This is a genomic window from Dinoroseobacter sp. S76 (genome assembly GCF_049801095.1).
Taxonomy (GTDB): Bacteria; Pseudomonadota; Alphaproteobacteria; order Rhodobacterales; family Rhodobacteraceae; genus Dinoroseobacter.
Map to the genome: position 1 here is coordinate 38740 of NZ_JBNAGH010000007.1, position 16873 is coordinate 55612.

At 65.7% G+C, this 16873-nt stretch carries 14 protein-coding genes and 1 pseudogene; 4 read left to right on the forward strand and 11 right to left on the reverse strand.

All coding sequences use genetic code 11. From position 1 onward, the window contains the following. Window positions 1-27 precede the first annotated feature (27 nt). The 3 genes from ACP153_RS17495 to ACP153_RS17505 all read right to left on the reverse strand — a co-directional run bounded on the left by ACP153_RS17495 (window position 28) and on the right by ACP153_RS17505 (window position 5704). A complete protein-coding gene (locus ACP153_RS17495) occupies window positions 28-3045 on the reverse strand; it encodes a DNA translocase FtsK (protein ID WP_424972309.1) in 3018 nt (1005 codons plus the stop codon). A gap of 13 nt (window positions 3046-3058) precedes the next feature. Continuing rightward, entirely contained in the window at window positions 3059-4240 is a 1182-nt protein-coding gene (locus ACP153_RS17500) for an aminotransferase class I/II-fold pyridoxal phosphate-dependent enzyme (protein ID WP_424972310.1), read from the reverse strand. Between the two features lie 132 nt (window positions 4241-4372). After that, on the reverse strand, window positions 4373-5704 hold the full coding sequence (locus tag ACP153_RS17505; RefSeq protein WP_424972311.1) for an amidase: 1332 nt from the start codon (window positions 5702-5704) through the stop codon (window positions 4373-4375). 54 nt (window positions 5705-5758) lie between these two features. Between ACP153_RS17505 and ACP153_RS17510 the strand changes: the two genes are divergently transcribed. Then, window positions 5759-7024, forward strand: a complete 1266-nt coding sequence (locus ACP153_RS17510; RefSeq protein ID WP_424972312.1) for an FAD-dependent monooxygenase — start codon at window positions 5759-5761, stop codon at window positions 7022-7024. A 6-nt stretch (window positions 7025-7030) separates the two neighbouring features. On the opposite strand, the gene ACP153_RS17515 is transcribed toward ACP153_RS17510, so the two are convergent. From ACP153_RS17515 to ACP153_RS17525, 3 genes are all read right to left on the reverse strand, one after another. Continuing rightward, window positions 7031-7807 (reverse strand): inositol monophosphatase family protein, encoded by a 777-nt coding sequence (locus ACP153_RS17515; protein WP_424972313.1) that lies wholly within the window; start codon window positions 7805-7807, stop codon window positions 7031-7033. After that, window positions 7794-9140, reverse strand: a complete 1347-nt coding sequence (locus ACP153_RS17520; RefSeq protein ID WP_424972314.1) for a TldD/PmbA family protein — start codon at window positions 9138-9140, stop codon at window positions 7794-7796. The genes ACP153_RS17515 and ACP153_RS17520 overlap by 14 nt, the downstream gene beginning before the upstream one ends. A 76-nt stretch (window positions 9141-9216) precedes the next feature. Further along, window positions 9217-10707, reverse strand: a complete 1491-nt coding sequence (locus ACP153_RS17525; RefSeq protein ID WP_424972315.1) for a hypothetical protein — start codon at window positions 10705-10707, stop codon at window positions 9217-9219. Window positions 10708-10824: 117 nt separating this feature from the next. Here ACP153_RS17525 and ACP153_RS17530 point away from each other — a divergent pair, with 117 nt between their 5' ends. Together ACP153_RS17530 and ACP153_RS17535 are read left to right on the forward strand one after the other, a co-directional pair. Then, complete coding sequence (locus ACP153_RS17530; RefSeq protein WP_424972316.1) at window positions 10825-11583, forward strand: SDR family oxidoreductase; 759 nt, start codon at window positions 10825-10827, stop codon at window positions 11581-11583. Further along, window positions 11580-12191: pseudogene (locus ACP153_RS17535) on the forward strand (enoyl-CoA hydratase/isomerase family protein); the annotation flags it as partial. The gene ACP153_RS17530 and the pseudogene ACP153_RS17535, both read left to right, overlap by 4 nt. Before the next feature lie 142 nt (window positions 12192-12333). On the opposite strand, the gene ACP153_RS17540 reads toward ACP153_RS17535, so the two are convergent. Then, the gene (locus tag ACP153_RS17540; RefSeq protein WP_424972317.1) at window positions 12334-12915 is read right to left on the reverse strand and encodes a lytic transglycosylase; all 582 of its coding nucleotides are present in this window, start codon (window positions 12913-12915) and stop codon (window positions 12334-12336) included. A gap of 76 nt (window positions 12916-12991) precedes the next feature. Beyond that, the gene (locus ACP153_RS17545; RefSeq protein ID WP_424972318.1) at window positions 12992-13873 is read right to left on the reverse strand and encodes an AEC family transporter; all 882 of its coding nucleotides are present in this window, start codon (window positions 13871-13873) and stop codon (window positions 12992-12994) included. 85 nt (window positions 13874-13958) lie between these two features. Between ACP153_RS17545 and hspQ the strand changes: the two genes are divergently transcribed. Further along, the gene (hspQ, locus tag ACP153_RS17550) at window positions 13959-14285 is read left to right on the forward strand and encodes a heat shock protein HspQ (RefSeq protein WP_424972319.1); all 327 of its coding nucleotides are present in this window, start codon (window positions 13959-13961) and stop codon (window positions 14283-14285) included. Window positions 14286-14301: 16 nt separating this feature from the next. On the opposite strand, the gene ACP153_RS17555 is transcribed toward hspQ, so the two are convergent. From ACP153_RS17555 to ACP153_RS17565, 3 genes are all read right to left on the reverse strand, one after another. Continuing rightward, the gene (locus tag ACP153_RS17555) at window positions 14302-15885 is read right to left on the reverse strand and encodes a gamma-glutamyltransferase family protein (RefSeq protein ID WP_424972320.1); all 1584 of its coding nucleotides are present in this window, start codon (window positions 15883-15885) and stop codon (window positions 14302-14304) included. 82 nt (window positions 15886-15967) lie between these two features. Further along, window positions 15968-16405 carry an ATP-binding protein gene (locus ACP153_RS17560; RefSeq protein ID WP_424972321.1) on the reverse strand — a complete coding sequence of 146 codons (438 nt, stop codon included), beginning with the start codon at window positions 16403-16405 and terminating at the stop codon, window positions 15968-15970. Between the two features lie 82 nt (window positions 16406-16487). Continuing rightward, window positions 16488-16820, reverse strand: coding sequence for an STAS domain-containing protein (locus ACP153_RS17565; RefSeq protein WP_424972322.1), 333 nt, complete (start codon window positions 16818-16820; stop codon window positions 16488-16490). Window positions 16821-16873: the final 53 nt, after the last annotated feature.

Here is a 16873-nt window from a genome sequence, read left to right on the forward strand (position 1 = left end):
TTATGCGCGCCGGGACAGGGGATCAGATCAGGTCTGTTCCGGCACCAGAATTTCGCGCTTGCCCACATGGTTCGCAGGGGAGACGAGACCTTCTTCCTCCATCTGCTCCACAAGGCGCGCGGCCTTGTTGTAGCCGATGGCAAGTTTACGTTGGATGTACGAGGTGGAGCATTTGCGGTCCTTGATCACGATTGCCACCGCCTGATCATAGAGCGCGTCCTCGCCATCGGTATTCCCGCCAAGGCCGAGCACCAGATCGATATCATCGGCCTTCTCGTCATCCACGCCCTCGACCACACCGCTCATGTATTCCGGCGGCCCGAAGGATTTCAGATGGGTGACGACTTCTTCGACCTCTTCGTCGGACACGAACGGCCCATGCACGCGGGTGATCTTGGAGCCGCCCGCCATATAGAGCATGTCGCCCATGCCCAGCAGTTGCTCGGCGCCCATCTCGCCGAGGATCGTGCGGCTGTCGATCTTCGAGGTGACCTGGAAGGAGATCCGCGTCGGGAAATTCGCCTTGATCGTACCGGTGATCACATCAACCGAGGGGCGCTGTGTGGCCATGATCAGGTGGATGCCCGAGGCGCGCGCCATCTGGGCCAGACGCTGGATGCAGGCCTCGATCTCCTTGCCCGCGACCATCATCAGGTCGGCCATCTCATCGACGATCACGACGATATAGGGCAGGGCCTCGGGCATGTTCTCTTCGGTTTCGAAGACGGGTTCGCCGGTCTCGTCGTCAAAGCCGGTCTGGACCGTGCGGGTGAACATCTCGCCCTTGTCGAGCGCGTCCTTCACCCGGCCATTGTAGCCCTCGATATTCCGGACACCCATCTTGGACATCTTGCGATAGCGCTCTTCCATTTCGGCCACGACCCATTTCAGGGCGACTACGGCCTTTTTGGGGTCGGTCACAACCGGGCTGAGCAGATGGGGGATGCCGTCATAGACGCTGAGTTCCAGCATCTTGGGGTCGATCATGATCAACCGGCATTCCTCGGGGCTGAGCTTGTAGAGCAGGCTCAGGATCATGGTGTTGATGGCCACGGACTTCCCCGAGCCGGTCGTCCCGGCGATCAGGAGGTGAGGCATCTTGGCGAGGTTCGCCACCACGGGCTCCCCGCCGATATCCTTGCCGAGCGCGAGGGGCAGGCGCAGGTTGCTGTCGCCGAAATCGCGGGCGCTTAGGATCTCTCGCAGCACGACCTTTTCGCGCTGGGCATTGGGCAGTTCGATCCCGATCACCGAGCGCCCGGGTACGGTGGAGACCCGCGCCGAAAGCGCCGACATGGAGCGTGCGATATCGTCCGCCAGACCGATCACACGGGAGGCTTTGAGGCCCGGCGCCGGTTCCAGCTCGTACATTGTGACGACAGGGCCGGGGCGGACGCTGACAATCTCGCCCTTCACGCCGTAATCATCGAGCACGGATTCGAGCATTCGGGCGTTTTCCTCAAGGGCCTCATCGCTGAGATGCAGGCGCTCGATGCTGCGCGGGCTGGTCAGGAGCGACAGGGGCGGGCTTTCGTATTCCGCGACTTCCTTGGGCTCGAATTGCAAGGCCGGCTGTGCCTCGGCCTGAGCGGCGCGCGAGGGCTGCGGGGCCTTGCGCGGCGGGTGCTGGACGACGGATTTCGACTCCGGCGTGCGCGGGCGCTGAAAGATCGGCGCGGTCCGGTCGAGCACGGGGGCGGCGCGCGGCTGCACGATGTCGGGCTCGTCGAAGTCTTCCTCCAGCGCGGGCGCGTCGGACAGATCTTCGTCCCAATCCGCGTCGGCGGAGCGCAGGGCAGGGTCCATATCGTCGGCGCTGTCGTTGACCTCAAGCGGCTCGGGCGCGTCCCATTCATCGGCCTCCACCGCCATCGGCGCGGCGCTGCTTCGGGTCAGGGGCGGCTCGGCGGGTAGGCCTGCGGCGGCGCCCATATCCGCGCTGGGCGGCGGGGCCTTGGGCAGCATGAGTGTCCGGCCCGAAACCCGGTTGCGGCGGCGGGTGATGGCATCGGTGATCGCAGCGGAGACGCGGTCCGGCTCACTCGGCGGGACATCCGCGTCCAGCGGTTCCGGGTCGACCAGTTCCGGCGTGGGCAGGGCCAGCGCGCGGGCCTTCACCCGGGCCAGAAGGCTCGGCTTGGCCAGCGGTTCGGGCATCTCGGGGGCATATTCCGCGGCCTCTTCGAACGCGTCGTCCTCAACCAGCATCTCGTCTTCGCGGCTCAGCGCAGGCTCGGCGCGTAGCACGCGCGCAGGCGTGTGGCCCGAGATCACCGGGTCATTGCGCACAGCGGCAATCGCGGCGGCCTTCTGCGCGTCGCGATCCGCGGCACGATCCGCCGCGCGGGTCTTGTGGGCCTGCCAACCGGCCGATCCCGCCGCCACTGCGCCAGCGCCCGCCCGGCCCAGCAGGCGCAGTACGGCCTCATAGACCGTGACCAGACCGATCAGGAAGAAGACCGCCAAACGGCGCAGCTCATCCCGGACAAAGCCCGAGACATAGGCGATCAAACCTATGGACAGCACGGCCAGCGTCAGCGAGGTCAGCTTCAGCGCGATCCCGGGCGCGATGGGCGACACGCCAAGTACTGCACCCAGAACCGTATCGCCAAAAAGCCCGCCCAGACCAAAGGAATGAGCCCAGTCGGCCCCGGGGACGAGAGTTGCGGCATAGACCGCCACAGCGGCCACGGCGATGGGGGCAAAGATCATCCGCCCGACGAAGCGTTCCGCCCCGCGGTGGAGGATGAACCGACCGCCCCAGAGCGCGAGGATGACGACCAGCGCCCAGGCCCCTTGCCCGATGATGATGTTCAGAGGTGCTGCGATGGTGGCACCGGGTCGACCCATCCAGTTCTCGGCGGGGGCCTGGCTTGTGCTCATCCAACCAGGATCATCCGGGACATAGCTCGCCAGCGACAAGGCCAGCGCGAGGGCCATGGCCACCAGCGCCACGCCCAAGAGCTCGCGCCCGCGGCGCTCCAGCGCGGCTTGGGTGTTGGTGTCGAGCAACGGGTCTCGTTGACGGAGGGGTTGGTAAGCCATCGACGCGCTCTCCTCAGGAATACAGACAATCGCGGATGTGGAGCAGGCCCCGATCCACATCCTCGGGGGGCGCGACGAGCGCAGCCCGGATAAAGCCCTTGCCGGGGTTGCCGCGATCCGTGTCGCGGCTGAGATAGGCCCCGGGCAGCACCCGCAAACCGGTCTCGGTCCAGAGCTTCAGGGCCGCCGCCTCGCCATCGGGGACAGGCAGCCACAAAAAGAATCCGGCCGGGGGGCTCACATAGTCGGGCAGATCGCCAAAGACGGCGTCGGCCCGGTCGAACTTGGCCGCATAAAGCGCGCGGTTCTCGATCACATGGGCCTCGTCGCGCCAGACCTTGGCGGCCACCGCCTGCAGCGGGCCGGGCAGGGGGGCACCGGCATAGGCGCGCAGCTTCTTCAGCTCGGCCATGGCCCGGGGACCCGCGGCGGCAAAGCCAGACCGCAGACCCGGCAGGTTGGAGCGTTTGGACAGCGAATGAAAGATCACCACCCGGTCCGGATCCACACCCATCTCGGTCGCGATTTGCAGCGCGCCGGGGGGCGGGGTGTCGCGGTAGACCTCGGAATAGCATTCATCGGCGAAGACGTAGAAATCGTGCTTCTCCGCCAGTGTCAGCAGCGCGCGCCAATAGTCTGCATCCGCCACGGCGCCCTGGGGGTTCGAGGGCGAGCAGACATAGGCGATGGCGGTCTGGTCGAGCTCGGCCTCCGACAGGGCGGTGAAATCCGGCAGGAACCCGGTCTCGCGCGTGGCATTCACGAAAAGCGGCTCGGCCCCGGCAGCTTTCGCGCCCACCGCATAGACCTGATAGAACGGGTTCGGCATGGCGACGCGAGGTGTGCCCCCGGCCTTGCGATCCGGGCACAGGGCGAGACAGGCGGCAAAGAGCCCTTCGCGCGTCCCGTTCAGCGCCAGGATCTGCGTGGCGGGATCCACGGTGACGCCGTAGCGCCCCGCGACCCAGTCGCCAATCGCCGCCAGGAGATCGGGCGCGCCCTCATTGGGCGGGTATTTGTTGAAAAGCGGCATCGCCTCGGCCAACGCCTCGGAGACGAAGGACGGGAACGCATGCTGGGGCTCGCCAATGGACATGGCGAGGGGCGCGCCGCCCGGCGCGTGGGAATCCAAAAGCGCCCGCAAACGCGGGAACGCATATTCCGGAAGCGTTGAAAACCGCTCGGGAAAATCCATAACTGCCTCAGTGTTCGGGGTCTTTTGCCCCTTATTCCGAGCAGATTAGCCTGCGCGTCGCGTGCGGTCCACGAAAAAGGCGGCTTGGATCCAGCCTGTTGCGGCTTTGCCCGGGCGCGGGTCGGGCAGGGCTTAGGCGAGTGCGGCCTCGGCGGCTTTGCCGAGCCGCAAAAGGGCGGCCTCGCCAAAGGGCTGGCCCATGATCGAGATCCCGCAGGAGGGCATGCCCGTAGGCAGGGTCAGCGCGCAGAGGCCCATCAGGTTCCCGATCCGCGTGTTGCGCAGCGCCATGAGGTTCTCTTGCACGTAATAGGCGTCATCGGTCATCAGCCGCCCGGCATCCGGGGGCAGGATCGGGGCTGTGGGCACGAGCACCCCGTCGAACTCGCGCGTCCGCGCCGCCCAGATCGCGCGCAGCGCGCGGAGCTCGTTCCAGGCGGCCACATAGCTCGGGGCATCGACCTCTTTGCCACCGCGGAACCGCTCGAGAATCGGGGGGAACATCTTCTCCGGCGCGGCCTCGATCACGTCTTTCCAATAGCCATAGCCCTCGGTCGCAAAGAGCGCGCCGGAGAGGGCCATTGCCGTGGGGACTTCATCGGCGGTGATCTCGGTGATCTCGGCCCCGGCATCGGCCAGTTTGGCCACGGCGGCGTCAAAGGCGGCCAGCGGTTCGGGGCGGATGTCCTCAAAGGCGACGCTGCGCAGGATTGCGAGCTTGGCGCCCTTGATCCGGGCGCCGCGCAGATCCGGGGCCTTTACCCCGCCGAGGGCGCCCAGAAAGAGGGCCGTATCCTCCACCGTGCGGCAGAGCGGACCCACCGTGTCGAAGGAGGCCGCAAGCGGGACGACACCCTCAAGCGACAAGAGCCCCGAGGTCGTCTTGAGCCCCACCAGATCATTCCAAGCCGAGGGGATCCGCACGGAGCCGCCCGTATCCGAGCCCATCCCCGCCGCCGCGAGCCCGAAGGCCACGGAGGACGCCGCACCAGAGGATGAGCCCCCGGGCACCGCATCGGGGTCGTTCACGCAAGGCGGGGTTGCCGTCATCGGGTTCAGCCCCAGCCCGGAAAAGGCGAGCTCGGACATATGGGTCTTGCCGAGGCAGACGAGCCCGGCGGCGGTCGCATTGCGCAGCACCTCCGCATCGCGGGAGGGCACCCGCCCGGCGAGCAGGGCCGAGCCCGCCTCGGTCCCGGACCCGGCCGTGTCAAACAGGTCCTTCCAGGAGATCGGCACCCCATCGAGCAACCCAAGACGGCTCTGGGACTTTGCGCGGTCATGGGCGGCGACGGCCTCGGACAAGGCGCGCTCCGGCGTGGTGCGGGCATAGATCCGGGGGCTCTCAGCCGCGGCGGCAATCGCGTCGAGATAGGCCTCGGTCAGGGCGACGGGATCCAGCGTCCCCTCGCCAATCGCACGCCCCTGTTCTGCCGCGCTTTGCGTCAACCAATCCTTGTGCACACCCTCACCCTCCGACAGAGACGTTTCGCCGCGAAGCTATCCGCTGCGCGCGCAATGGACAATCGCCGGGTCGGGCGCATATCCAAGGGCATGGCACAGAGCGAGAGCGATATCCTTATTGTCGGCGGCGGGTTGAACGGTCCGACCCTGGCGCTGGCGCTGGCAAGTGCGGGGCTGCGATCCACGGTGATCGACGCGCTGCCGGTGGATCGCCGCGCCGATCCGGGGTTTGACGGGCGCAGCTATGCCCTGGCGCTGGCCTCGCAGCGGATGCTGAAGGCGCTGGGTCTCTGGGGCGCGCTGGCCGAGCGCGCGCAGCCCATGCTGCAGATCAAGGTCTCGGACGGGCGCGCGGGTGAGGGCGCGGCGCCCTGGTGGATGCATTTCGACCATGGCGAGATCGAAGAGGGGCCCATGGGCTTCATGGTCGAGGACCGCTTCCTGCGCCGGGTGCTGCTCGACGCGATGGAGGCCGCCCCGGAGATCACCCATCTGTCCGAGACGCGGGTCGTCGCGCAAGAGACCTCCGCCACGGGTGCTTCGGTGACCCTTGAGAGCGGCGAGACCCTGACCGGGCGGCTTCTGGTGGGCTGCGATGGGCGGTCGAGCGGGACGGCGCGGCGCGCCGGAATTTCGCGCACGGGCTGGGGCTATGATCAGACGGCGCTCGTTTGCGCCATCGAGCATGCGTTGCCCCATGAGGGCTGCGCGCACCAGTTCTTCATGCCCGCCGGGCCTCTGGCGATCCTGCCCCTGCCGGGCAATCGCAGCTCGATCGTGTGGTCCGAGCGCACGGCGCAGGCCACGCGGATCGCCGCCCTGGACGATGCCGCGTTTCTGGAGGCGCTGCGCCCCTGTTTCGGGGATTTTCTCGGAGAGACCGCACTGGCCGGGGATCGCTTCACCTATCCTCTGGGCCTGACACTCGCCAATACCATTGCGGCAGAGCGGCTCGCGCTGGTGGGCGATGCGGCCCATGGGGTGCATCCCATCGCGGGGCAGGGGCTGAACCTCGGCTTCCGGGATGTGGGCGCGCTGGCCGAGACCCTGATCGAGGCGCAGCGGCGCGGCGAGGATTTCGCGGCCCGCGATGTGCTGGAGCGTTACGCGCGCTGGCGGCGGTTCGATACGGCGACACTCGCGGTGGCGACGGATGCGGTGAATAGGCTCTTTTCCAATGACAACCCGCTGTTGCGGCTGGGCCGCGATCTGGGAATGGGGCTGGTCAATGCCCTGCCCGGGGCGCGCCAGCGCTTCATTCGCGAGGCGGCAGGGTTGACCGGCGATGTGCCGAAGCTGCTGCAGGGCCGCGCGCTCTGAACCCCGCTAGAGGGTCAGGCGATCCATCAGCGCCGCATGGAGCACCGGGTTCGCGGTCACGACCCCATCGGTCTGCGCCTCGGCGCTGTTGAACCGGAGCGGCGCACCAGTGCGGTCCGAGCTTTGCCCGCCCGCCTCTTCGACAATCAGGTTTCCGGCGGCGATATCCCATTCCCAGCTCTTGCGCAGGGTCATCATCGCGTCGAACCGCCCCTCGCCGATCAGGGCCAACCGGTAGGCGAGAGAGCTGCGGAAATGCCGCTCAAACCCCGGTGACCGCCCGCCCCAGTGTCGCGGATCGAAGGTCGGCTTTGCCGCCAGCATCGCCGCGCCGGCGATCTCGTGCCGGGGCGAGATGGTCAGTGGCGCGCCGTTCAGCGTCGCCCCCTGTCCCGCCGCCGCCGCATAAAGCTTGTCGCGCAGGGGCAGGTACACGACCCCGGCGGTCACGCGCCCGTTCTCGACCACCGAGAGCGCATGGGCAAAGGTCCGGTGGCCGGCCATGTAGGAGCGCGTTCCATCGATGGGATCGACAATGAAGACCCGTTCCCGCTCCAGCCGGTCGGGGGTGTCTGTGGTCTCCTCCGAGAGCCAGCCATAATCCGGGCGCGCGGCCAGAAGCTCCGCATGGAGCATCCGGTCGACCGCCAGATCGGCCTCGGTCACGGGGCCTGCGCCATCGGGTTTTTCCCAGGTCTCGGGGGATTGGCCCCAGAACCGCTCGGCGATGTCACCAGCCGCCTTTGCGGCGTCGATCAGAAGGTCGAGGTCACGCGCCGGCAACCGTCAACCCTTCGACGAGGAGGCTGGGCACCACCCGGCTCAGATGACCGCGTGCGTCATTGCCCGGCACCAGGGTCCGCAGCATGTCGCGCAGATTACCGGCGATGGTGCATTCGTTGACCGGATAGGCAATCTCACCGTTTTCGACCCAATAGCCGCTGGCCCCGCGCGAGTAATCCCCGGTGGTCGCATTGATCGAGGCTCCGATCATCGAGGTCACCCAGAGCCCGGTCCCCATGTCGCGGGCGAGCTCCGCTGCGGAGCGGTCGCCCTGTGTCAGCGCGAGATTGGTCGAGGCGGGCGAGGGCGGGCCGGAGGTGCCGCGCGCAGCACTTGCCGTGCTGGGCAGGCCGAGCTTGCGCCCGGTGGCGAGATCAAGCGTCCAGCCCTGCAACACGCCATTCTCGACAACCACGCGGGGGCGGGTTGGCAGCCCTTCGGCGTCAAACGGGCGGGATCCGGAGACGCGCGGGCGATGGGGATCCTCGATCAGACTGAGTGTCGGTGGCAGAACCTCCTGCCCCAGCGCGTCCAGAAGCCAGCTCGATCCGCGGGCCACGGCGCTGCCATTGATCGCGGCCACGAGATGGCCGATCAGCGCGCTGGAAATCCGCTCATCATAGAGCACCGGATAGGCGCCGGTCGGAGGCTTGCGCGCTCCGGCCCGGGCCAGGGTGCGCTCGGCGGCGAGGGCGCCGACCTCCTCGGGTGGGGGCAGATCCGCCTGAAAGATCCGGCTCTCGCCGGCATAGTCCCGCTCCATCTCCGTACCGGTACCAGTGATTGCCACAACCGAAAGGCCGCGATCCGTGCGCGCGAAACCGCCGGAGAACCCGGCACTGGTGGCCAGATGCATCTGTCGGCGGCCGTAGCCCGCGCTGGCGGATTGAACCTGACTGATCCCGGTCACATCCCGCGCCGCCGCCTCGGCCCGGCGCGCGTCGTCTTCGAGATCTCCCGGCGCGGGCTCGGCGCTTGGATCCTGCAACTCCAGCGCGGCGACATCCCAGCCGCGCGCGAGCTGGTCGGGATCGGCGAGCCCGATATGCGGGTCATCCGGGGCTTCGGCGGCCATGGCGACCGCGCGTTCGGCCATTTGGCGCAGGGTGTCTGGTTTCACATCCGAGGCCGAAACGATCGCCTGTTTCTGACCCACGAACACGCGTAGCCCGAGATCGACCCCTTCGGAGCGTTCGGCCTGTTCCAGCTTGCCTTCGCGCACATCGATCGAGAGGGCTGTGCCCTCGATGGCGACGGCATCCGCATCCTCCGCGCCCGCCGATTTGGCGGCCAGCAACAGGGCTTCGGTCAGATGGGACAGGTCTTGGGGCATGGCTCTCGCTCGCGCTGGGGTGCCTCAGACCTAGGCCGCGCCTGCCAGAGGTGCAAGCGCGGACCCGGGAATGGACTCAGCGCAAGCGCATTCCGTTGGCAATCACGCCACCATCCGGGGTGAATTCCAGCTCGGATTCCAGGGTGTCAGGCTCCGGCCCGGGACGGGCCAGCACGCCCAACATTGCCCGCGCGCCGATCAAGATCTCGGGTTCGAATAGCCCCATCGAGCCCAGCCGTTGGATCAAGTCCCCAAGCCCCGCCATGTTCAACGAGATGTTCCCGGCCATCCCCGGCATATCAGGTCCCATCGGCGGGATGCTATCGTCGAACTCCAGCGCTCCGGTCCCGGCTAGACTGGCCCCGGCAAGCTCGAGATCCAAAGCGTTGATCGCCAGGGTTTCCGGCACCATGGTCTGGATGCCCTGTGAAAGATCGCCGAGAACAGGCGCGCCCACGGCCAGCATTCCGTCGAGATCGATGCGCAGCTGTGCAGGGTCCTGAGGCAGGGCGGCGTTGGGATCGAAGAGTCCCCAGATCGAGGGGCTGAGCTCAAGATCCTTAAGGGTCTGGGTGAAAGAATAGGGATAGCTGCCCTCCGGTAGGTTCACGGGGAAGGCAAACCCGATGCCAGCCTCTTGGGCAGACCATGCAAAGGGGAAAGGGAAGCCGACCATCCGAAGATCGAAGAACAGCTCGGACCCGACGCTGTCCAGCTGCAATATGCCATCGGAGAAGCTCAGCTGAGTGCGCCCTGCTCCGCCTTCCATGGCGAAGGCACCGAGCGCGTCAGGGATTGAGCTGTCCACGCCAATAGACACGGACTGATAGCCAAAAACGGACTCGAATTCTATTTCTTCCAGATTTTCAGCCGTGAAATTGGTTGCGTTCACCAAGGGAGATTTCGAGGCGGCGTCAATTCCACTGAACTCCATAAGAAGGTCCATCGTCGTTAACGTCGCGGGATCTCGCACCTCCACGGATAAATTGGCGCGCTCCGCGGTTCCTGAAGTGTCGCTGATACCGGGGCTGAATGTTGTGGTGACATCCAGGCCCTCTGCAAATCCACTGATTTCGGGAACCTCCTGATTGCTGCCGGTTGTTCCGACGAGGAGGTCCGCGCGTTCCGCAGTGTAGCTCATGATCAGGGCGTCATCGTCCCCGCTGGCGATCATGTAAAGATCCTTCAGCGTGAACCGCATGGCGAATATATCGACATCCGGAATGCCGTGTTCCGTGGCCTGAACCTCAAAGCTTTCGGGCAGATAGACGCGGACTGAGCCATCGTCCTGCTCGGTCAGGATCATGTATTCCATGTACATCTTGGTCGGCGCATTGGGGCGCGGTTCAGAGGACATGACGACCCGGTTGAGCGTCAGCGTGTCTGGACCTGCCTCCCGGGAGACGGAGTTCAGATCCGCCCCCGTGGATTGAGCGATTTCCTGCATCCGGGACCAGACCTCGTCGGCGGTCAGGCTCCACCCCGCTGTTGGAGAGAGGGCCACCGCGATTGCCGTGGCTTTGGCGAGTGTGGCAGAGACGTGGGACGGCGTGTTGGCGATGACCATGATGGGCCCCTCTGTAAGATACACAAAAAATTACTTTCTTTGTTTCCGCCTCTCCGTATACGGTCAAGCGTGGAAGGGACGGGAGTGGCACATAATACGAAAGGTTTGCCGCGACCTATGCAAACAATTTCTGGAAAATCTGTTCTGATCACCGGTGCCAGCACGGGCATTGGCGAATCCGCTGCGCGGGTCTTTGCGGCTGCGGGCGCCCGGGTGGGCCTGCTCGCGCGCAATGGGGAGGCCTGTGCCCGGATCGCTGCGGAGATCGGTGACGCGGCTCTGGCCCTGCCGGGGGACGTGTCGGATCCCGAGGCGCTGCCCCGGGCCGTGGCCGAGATGCAGGCGCGGTTCGGAACGCTTGATGTTCTGATCAACAATGCCGGTGTGATCACGCCGATCGCCCCTTTGGACAGTGTCGATCCATCGGATTGGAGCGCGCTGATCGATATCAACCTCAAGGGCGTTTTCTACGGCATGCGCGCGGCTCTGCCGGTGATGAAGGCCCAGAAATCGGGGACTATCATCACCATCAGTTCCGGCGCGGCAAGCCATCCGCTGGAAGGGTGGAGCGCCTATTGCGCCTCCAAGGCGGGGGCGGCGATGCTGACCCGCTGCGCCCATCACGAGGCCGCCGCGAGCGGAGTGCGGGTGATGGGGCTCAGCCCGGGCACCGTGGCGACGGATATGCAGACAGTGATCAAGGCCTCGGGCATCAACCCGGTCAGCCAGCTCGACTGGTCCGTGCACATCCCCGCCGAATGGCCGGCGCGGGCGCTTTTGTGGATGTGCGGGGCGGAGGCCGACAGCTATCTCGGCGAGGAGCTCTCCCTGCGCGATGAAGGATTACGACAGAAGATAGGATTGATTGCCCCATGATTACCACGACGATGGATGGGGCCCAGTGCACCATCACGCTGGACCGCCCGGACAAGGCCAATGCCCTGACGGCGGAGATGCTGCAGATGCTCGAGCGCGCCCTGAGCGAGGCGGAGGCCGCAGGGGCCACGGTGCTGATCCTGACCGGGGCGGGCAAGGTGTTCAGCGCCGGCGCCGATCTCGAGGCCGCGCGCAATGGCAGCCTGACCACCGATGCGGTGTGGGAGCGGGTCTCGACCCGGATCGCGCGCTATCCGGGCCTGACGGTCGCGGCGCTGAACGGGACCTGCGCGGGCGGCGCGCTGGGCATGATGCTGGCTTGCGACCTGCGGGTGGCGGTGCCCCATGCCAAGGTCTTCTATCCGGTGCTCAAGAACGGGTTCCTGCCACAGCCCTCGGATCCGCGCCGCCTCGCCGCGCTGTGCGGGTTGAGCCGGGCCAAGATGATCCTGCTGGGCGGGGCGAAGGTCACGGCGGAGACGGCCCTCTCCTGGGGCCTCTTCGACGCGATTGCCGAGCCTGAGGCCCTGACGGAGGTGGTCGCGGAACACACCGCCGATGCACAGGGGGCGACGCCTGCGCTTCTCGCGCAGATCAAGGCGCTCTGCCATGGCGTAGAGCCGCGCCGGGACATGCCGGGCCCCAGCCCGACGCCGGCCAGTCAGCTGAACCCGCACCCGCAACAGGCGCGGGCCGTGTTCGCCGCATCAGGGCTCTCGGCCGTGCAGGGGCCAGAGCGCTAGCGACCCCTTAGCGCTTGCGGCAGGAGCGGAGCTGCGCGTCATACATGGCTGCGCGCGCCTCCACGCTGCGGGCCACGCGGATCAGCCAATCCTTGGAATTGTAGCTGCCGCGCGCATACCCCGTATGGCCCTCATGATAGGCAAGGTACTGGCGGCGGGCATCGGTCTTGGGGATGCCGTTGCGCTTTTCGGTCTTGTCCATGTACCAACCCATGAAGTCCGTTGCGTCGCGGATATTGTCCCGCTTGGCCCAGCGCCCGCCTTCTTCCTTGCGATAGTCATCCCAGGTTCCGTCCAAGGCCTGGGAATAGCCATAGGCCGAGCTCACCCGCCCCATGGGAATGATCCCGAGGGCGTATTTGTGTGGGGTTCTCGCGTCGCTGTCGAATTTGCTCTCTTGATAGATCGTGGCCATCTGCACCGGCACGGGCACGTCCCATTTACGCTCCGTCTTTTTCATGGCGCGCAAATAGGCCGGACGCTGTGCGACAATCGCACAGGCATCATCCAGCCGTGACGGCGGATTGGAGCCGGACCCGCACGCGGCGAGGGCCAGGACCACAATCGAGAGGCGAAGTTTACTGCTCATCCTGCTCTCTCAGCTTTTATATTTTGCGCAGAGGATAGCGAAAAACCGTGGCAGCGGAAACGATTAAAGCAGGCGTTCAGATCACAAAGGCGAGGATCAGCGGCAAAGCGACAACAGATAGCAGGGTCGAGACCACCACGAGGCCGGCCACAGCCTCGGCATCGGCGCCGTATTTCTGGGCCATGAGGTAGTTGGTGACCGCGACCGGGGTGCAAACCTGCAGCACCAGCACGCCGAAGGCGATGGGCTCGAGCGCGAAGGCGCGACCGATCCCCCAGGCCAATGCGACGCAGACCGCGAGTTTGATGAGCGAGAGCAGAACCGCTTGCCCGATCTTGCCCGGGCGCAAGCCCGCCACGGCGACCCCGAGGGTGATCAGCATGATCGGGATGGCGATCTGCCCGATGAGCTCCAGCGCGTTGGTCAGAAAGAGCGGCGTCTCCCAACCCTGCCAGAGAAAGAGTGCGCCGAGCAGGGTGGCCGCCACCATGGGCTCGCGGATTACGTTCAGGGGCGAGCCCCCGCCCGCCACGACCCAGGTGCCAAAGGTGAAGGACAGGACCGCCATGACGGCAAAGACCACCACGCCATAGCTCAGCCCGATTTCGCCAAAGGCAAAGAGCGCGAGCGGCAGGCCAAGATTGCCCGTGTTCCCGAAGGTGAGCGGGGCGAGGTAATCCCGCATGCTGAGGCCCATGCCGCGCAGGACAAGGGCGACCGCACCGGCGATGGCGAGATAGACGGCGAGGGTCGCGAGCGAGAGGGTGCTGAGGGCCGCCGGGTCGATCTCTGTCTGCATCAGAGCGGTGAAGATCAGGCAAGGCACGGCCAGCGTCATGGAGAGGCGCGTGACAAAGGCCAGCGGGTAATCCCAGCCGAGCTTCACCCAGGCAAAGCCCAGACTCGCCAACAAAAAGACCGGAGCGACGACATTGAGGACTGTAAGGACCAAAGTCACGGTGTGCTTATCCCAGCGACTGTTTGTTCAATGGACATCTGACGTCCTGCGCCTTAGTTTATCGCGCAAGACAAGGTCCGATGAAATGCTGAAAGCGCACGCCAAATACAATCTGGGACAGGTCGTCCGCCACCGCAAACATCCGTTTCGCGGGGTTGTTTTTGATATCGATCCGGAATTCGCGAATACCGAGGAGTGGTATGACGCGATCCCGGAAGACAGCCGTCCGCGCAAGGATCAGCCGTTCTATCACCTGCTGGCCGAGAACGAGCAAAGCTACTATGTGGCCTATGTCTCTGAGCAGAACCTCGTCGTTGATGGCGCCAGCGGACCGGTGGATCACCCGGATGTGCCGGATCTCTTCGGGGATTTCGACGGGCGTCAATATCCCCTCCATTTCCAGATGAACTGACCCAGCGGCGCGCGGCTTAGTAGCCGAGCGCGCACCCGTCTTTGCGGGGGTCCGAGGCGCCTTGCAGGATGCCCGTTTCCGGATCGATCCAGATCGCTTGCGCCCCACCGATCGGCGCGTCTGGGATGACGACCTTGTGGCCCATCTCGGCCAGTTCCGCATGGACTTTTGGTGCGTAACCCCGCTCCACCTGCAACCCATAGCGCGGATCATAAAAGCTGCGCGGCGCGTCGAGGGCCGCCTGCGGATCAAGGCCGTAATCGACCATATTGGTCAGCACGCGCGCATGGCCGTTGGGCTGGTAGGGACCGCCCATGACGCCGAAGGGCATGACCAGCTTGTCGTTCTGGCGCAGCATTCCGGGGATGATCGTATGCATGGGGCGTTTGCCGCCGCCCGCCTCGTTCGGGTGCCCAGCCTCCAGCGTGAAGCCAGCGGCGCGGTTCTGGAACAGGATCCCGTAGCGGTCCGAGGCGATCCCTGAGCCGAACCCGTCGAAGATCGAGTAGATCAGGGAGACGGCCATGCGGTTGGCGTCGACCACGGTGATGTAGATCGTCTCGCGGTGGACATGATCGGCGAGCGGGGTCGGGTCGGCCATGGCGCGCTTGGGGTCGATCAGGTCGGCCAACGCCTTGGCCGTGTCCATGGACATCATGTGCTCCAGACGCGTGGTATGGTCCGCATCCGCGATGATCCGGTTGCGGGTGTCATAGGCGAGCTTTGCGGTCTCGGCCTCGATATGGGCGCGCGAGGTGCCGAACGGGTCGAGCGCGGGCAGGTCGAATTGGGAGAGAATGTTGGCCATGAGGATGGCCGTCGCGCCATGGCTGTTCGGCGGCAGCTCGACCAGCTCCGTGCCCTTGTAGGTGCCGCGGATCGGGGTCGCGTCGGAACAGGCGGTGGCCGCAAAGTCCTCCAGCGTGTGGACGCCTCCCGCCGCGCGCAGGCTGTTGACCATGTCCTCGGCCACCGGTCCGGCATAAAAACCGTCTCGTCCATCCTTGGCGATATGGCGGAGGACCTCTGCCTGCCCGGGGGCCTTGAAGAGGGTGCCGACCTTGGGGGTGGCTCCATCGTGGAGGTAATGGCTGCGCGCGACCCCTTGCAGGCGCGGACCGTCTCTTTCCCAGTCGAAGGCCACGCGAGGTGCGACGGGAATGCCGGTCTCGGCGTAGTGGATGGTCGGGGCGAGGATCGTGGCCAGATCCAACGCGCCCCAGCGCGCATTCATGGTGCAAAAGGCATCGATGGCCCCGGGCACGGAAACCGAGGCGGCCTCGGCGCGGGGCATGGCGCTATGGCCTTGGGCGCGCAGAGCCTCGGCGCTCAAGGCCGCGGGCGCGCGGCCGGAGCCGTTGAGGCCGAAGATCTCTTCGCTGTCTGCGGGTTTGACGAGGGCGAAGCAATCGCCGCCAATGCCGGTCATCTGGGGTTCGCAGATCCCCAGCAGGATTGCCCCGGCGATGGCCGCATCCATGGCATTGCCGCCTTGCTGGAGCATGTCCAGCGCAACCTTCGCTGCCAGCGGGTGGGAGGTCGCACACATCCCGGACTGGGCAAAAACAGCCGACCGACCCGGCTGGTGAAAATCTCGCATGAATATGGCCTCCTCGCTCAGGAGGGGCACTGTAATGCGGCGAGGTCTGACGGCAAGGGCCGTCGGCGCGTGCGCGTGTGGCTCAATCTTCCCAGGTCATGGGAATGATGAAGCTCGTCACGTTCTGATCGTCGACACGCTGATAGGTCAGCTCTTCGGTCAGCGTATGGATCAGAGCCCAGCCAAAGCCCCCCTCGGGCAGGTCCTGAAGACCTGTATCGATATCGGGCAGGGTGCCGCTGGGCAGAGCGAGGCCGGGCATGGGCACGCCCTGATCGGTCATGCGCACGGACAACCCGGTCTCCGCGACGGAGCTTGTCAGCACGAAGCTGTGATCCGGGTCTTCCTTGTAGGCGTGCTCCACCACATTGTTCAGCGCCTCGGCGAGGACCAGCTCGATCGTGCCGGTATCCTCGGCGCCAACGCCCGCTTCCCGAAGGGTGGTCAGCAGATTGGAGAGTGCCTCTCGTACCGCGCTGTACTGGCTCGGGATCGTGTATTCCGCGTCACACTTGATCACGCGCTGCCTCATGATTGATGTCGACGAGATGTCTTCGCCGGAGCGAAGTGCATTGGAAACACTGCGAGACGCCATGGGTCTGTTACGCCGCTTCCAGCGCCTGCTCGGAGCTGTCATAGACCTTGAACACCTTGTCCATGCGCGTCAGGCGGAACACTTTCTGCACCACAGGGCTCAGACCGGCGAGTTCCAGGGTCTTGTTCGGCGCGAAGGCTTTCATCACGGCGACCACGGCGCCAAGGCCGGAGCTGTCGAGAAACTGGACCTGGGTCAGGTCGAGAATCACTCGGCTGCCATCGCCGCGACCGATATCCTGCATCACGTCCTTGAACTGCACTGCGGAGGAGGCATCAATGCGCTCTTCATGCACTTCGGCCACGATAATATCGCCATGGGCATTGGTTGTGATCTGCATAAGGGGGCCCTCATTCTCATCTTGTTTGATGCGAGCCTAGGCCCGATGGGTTA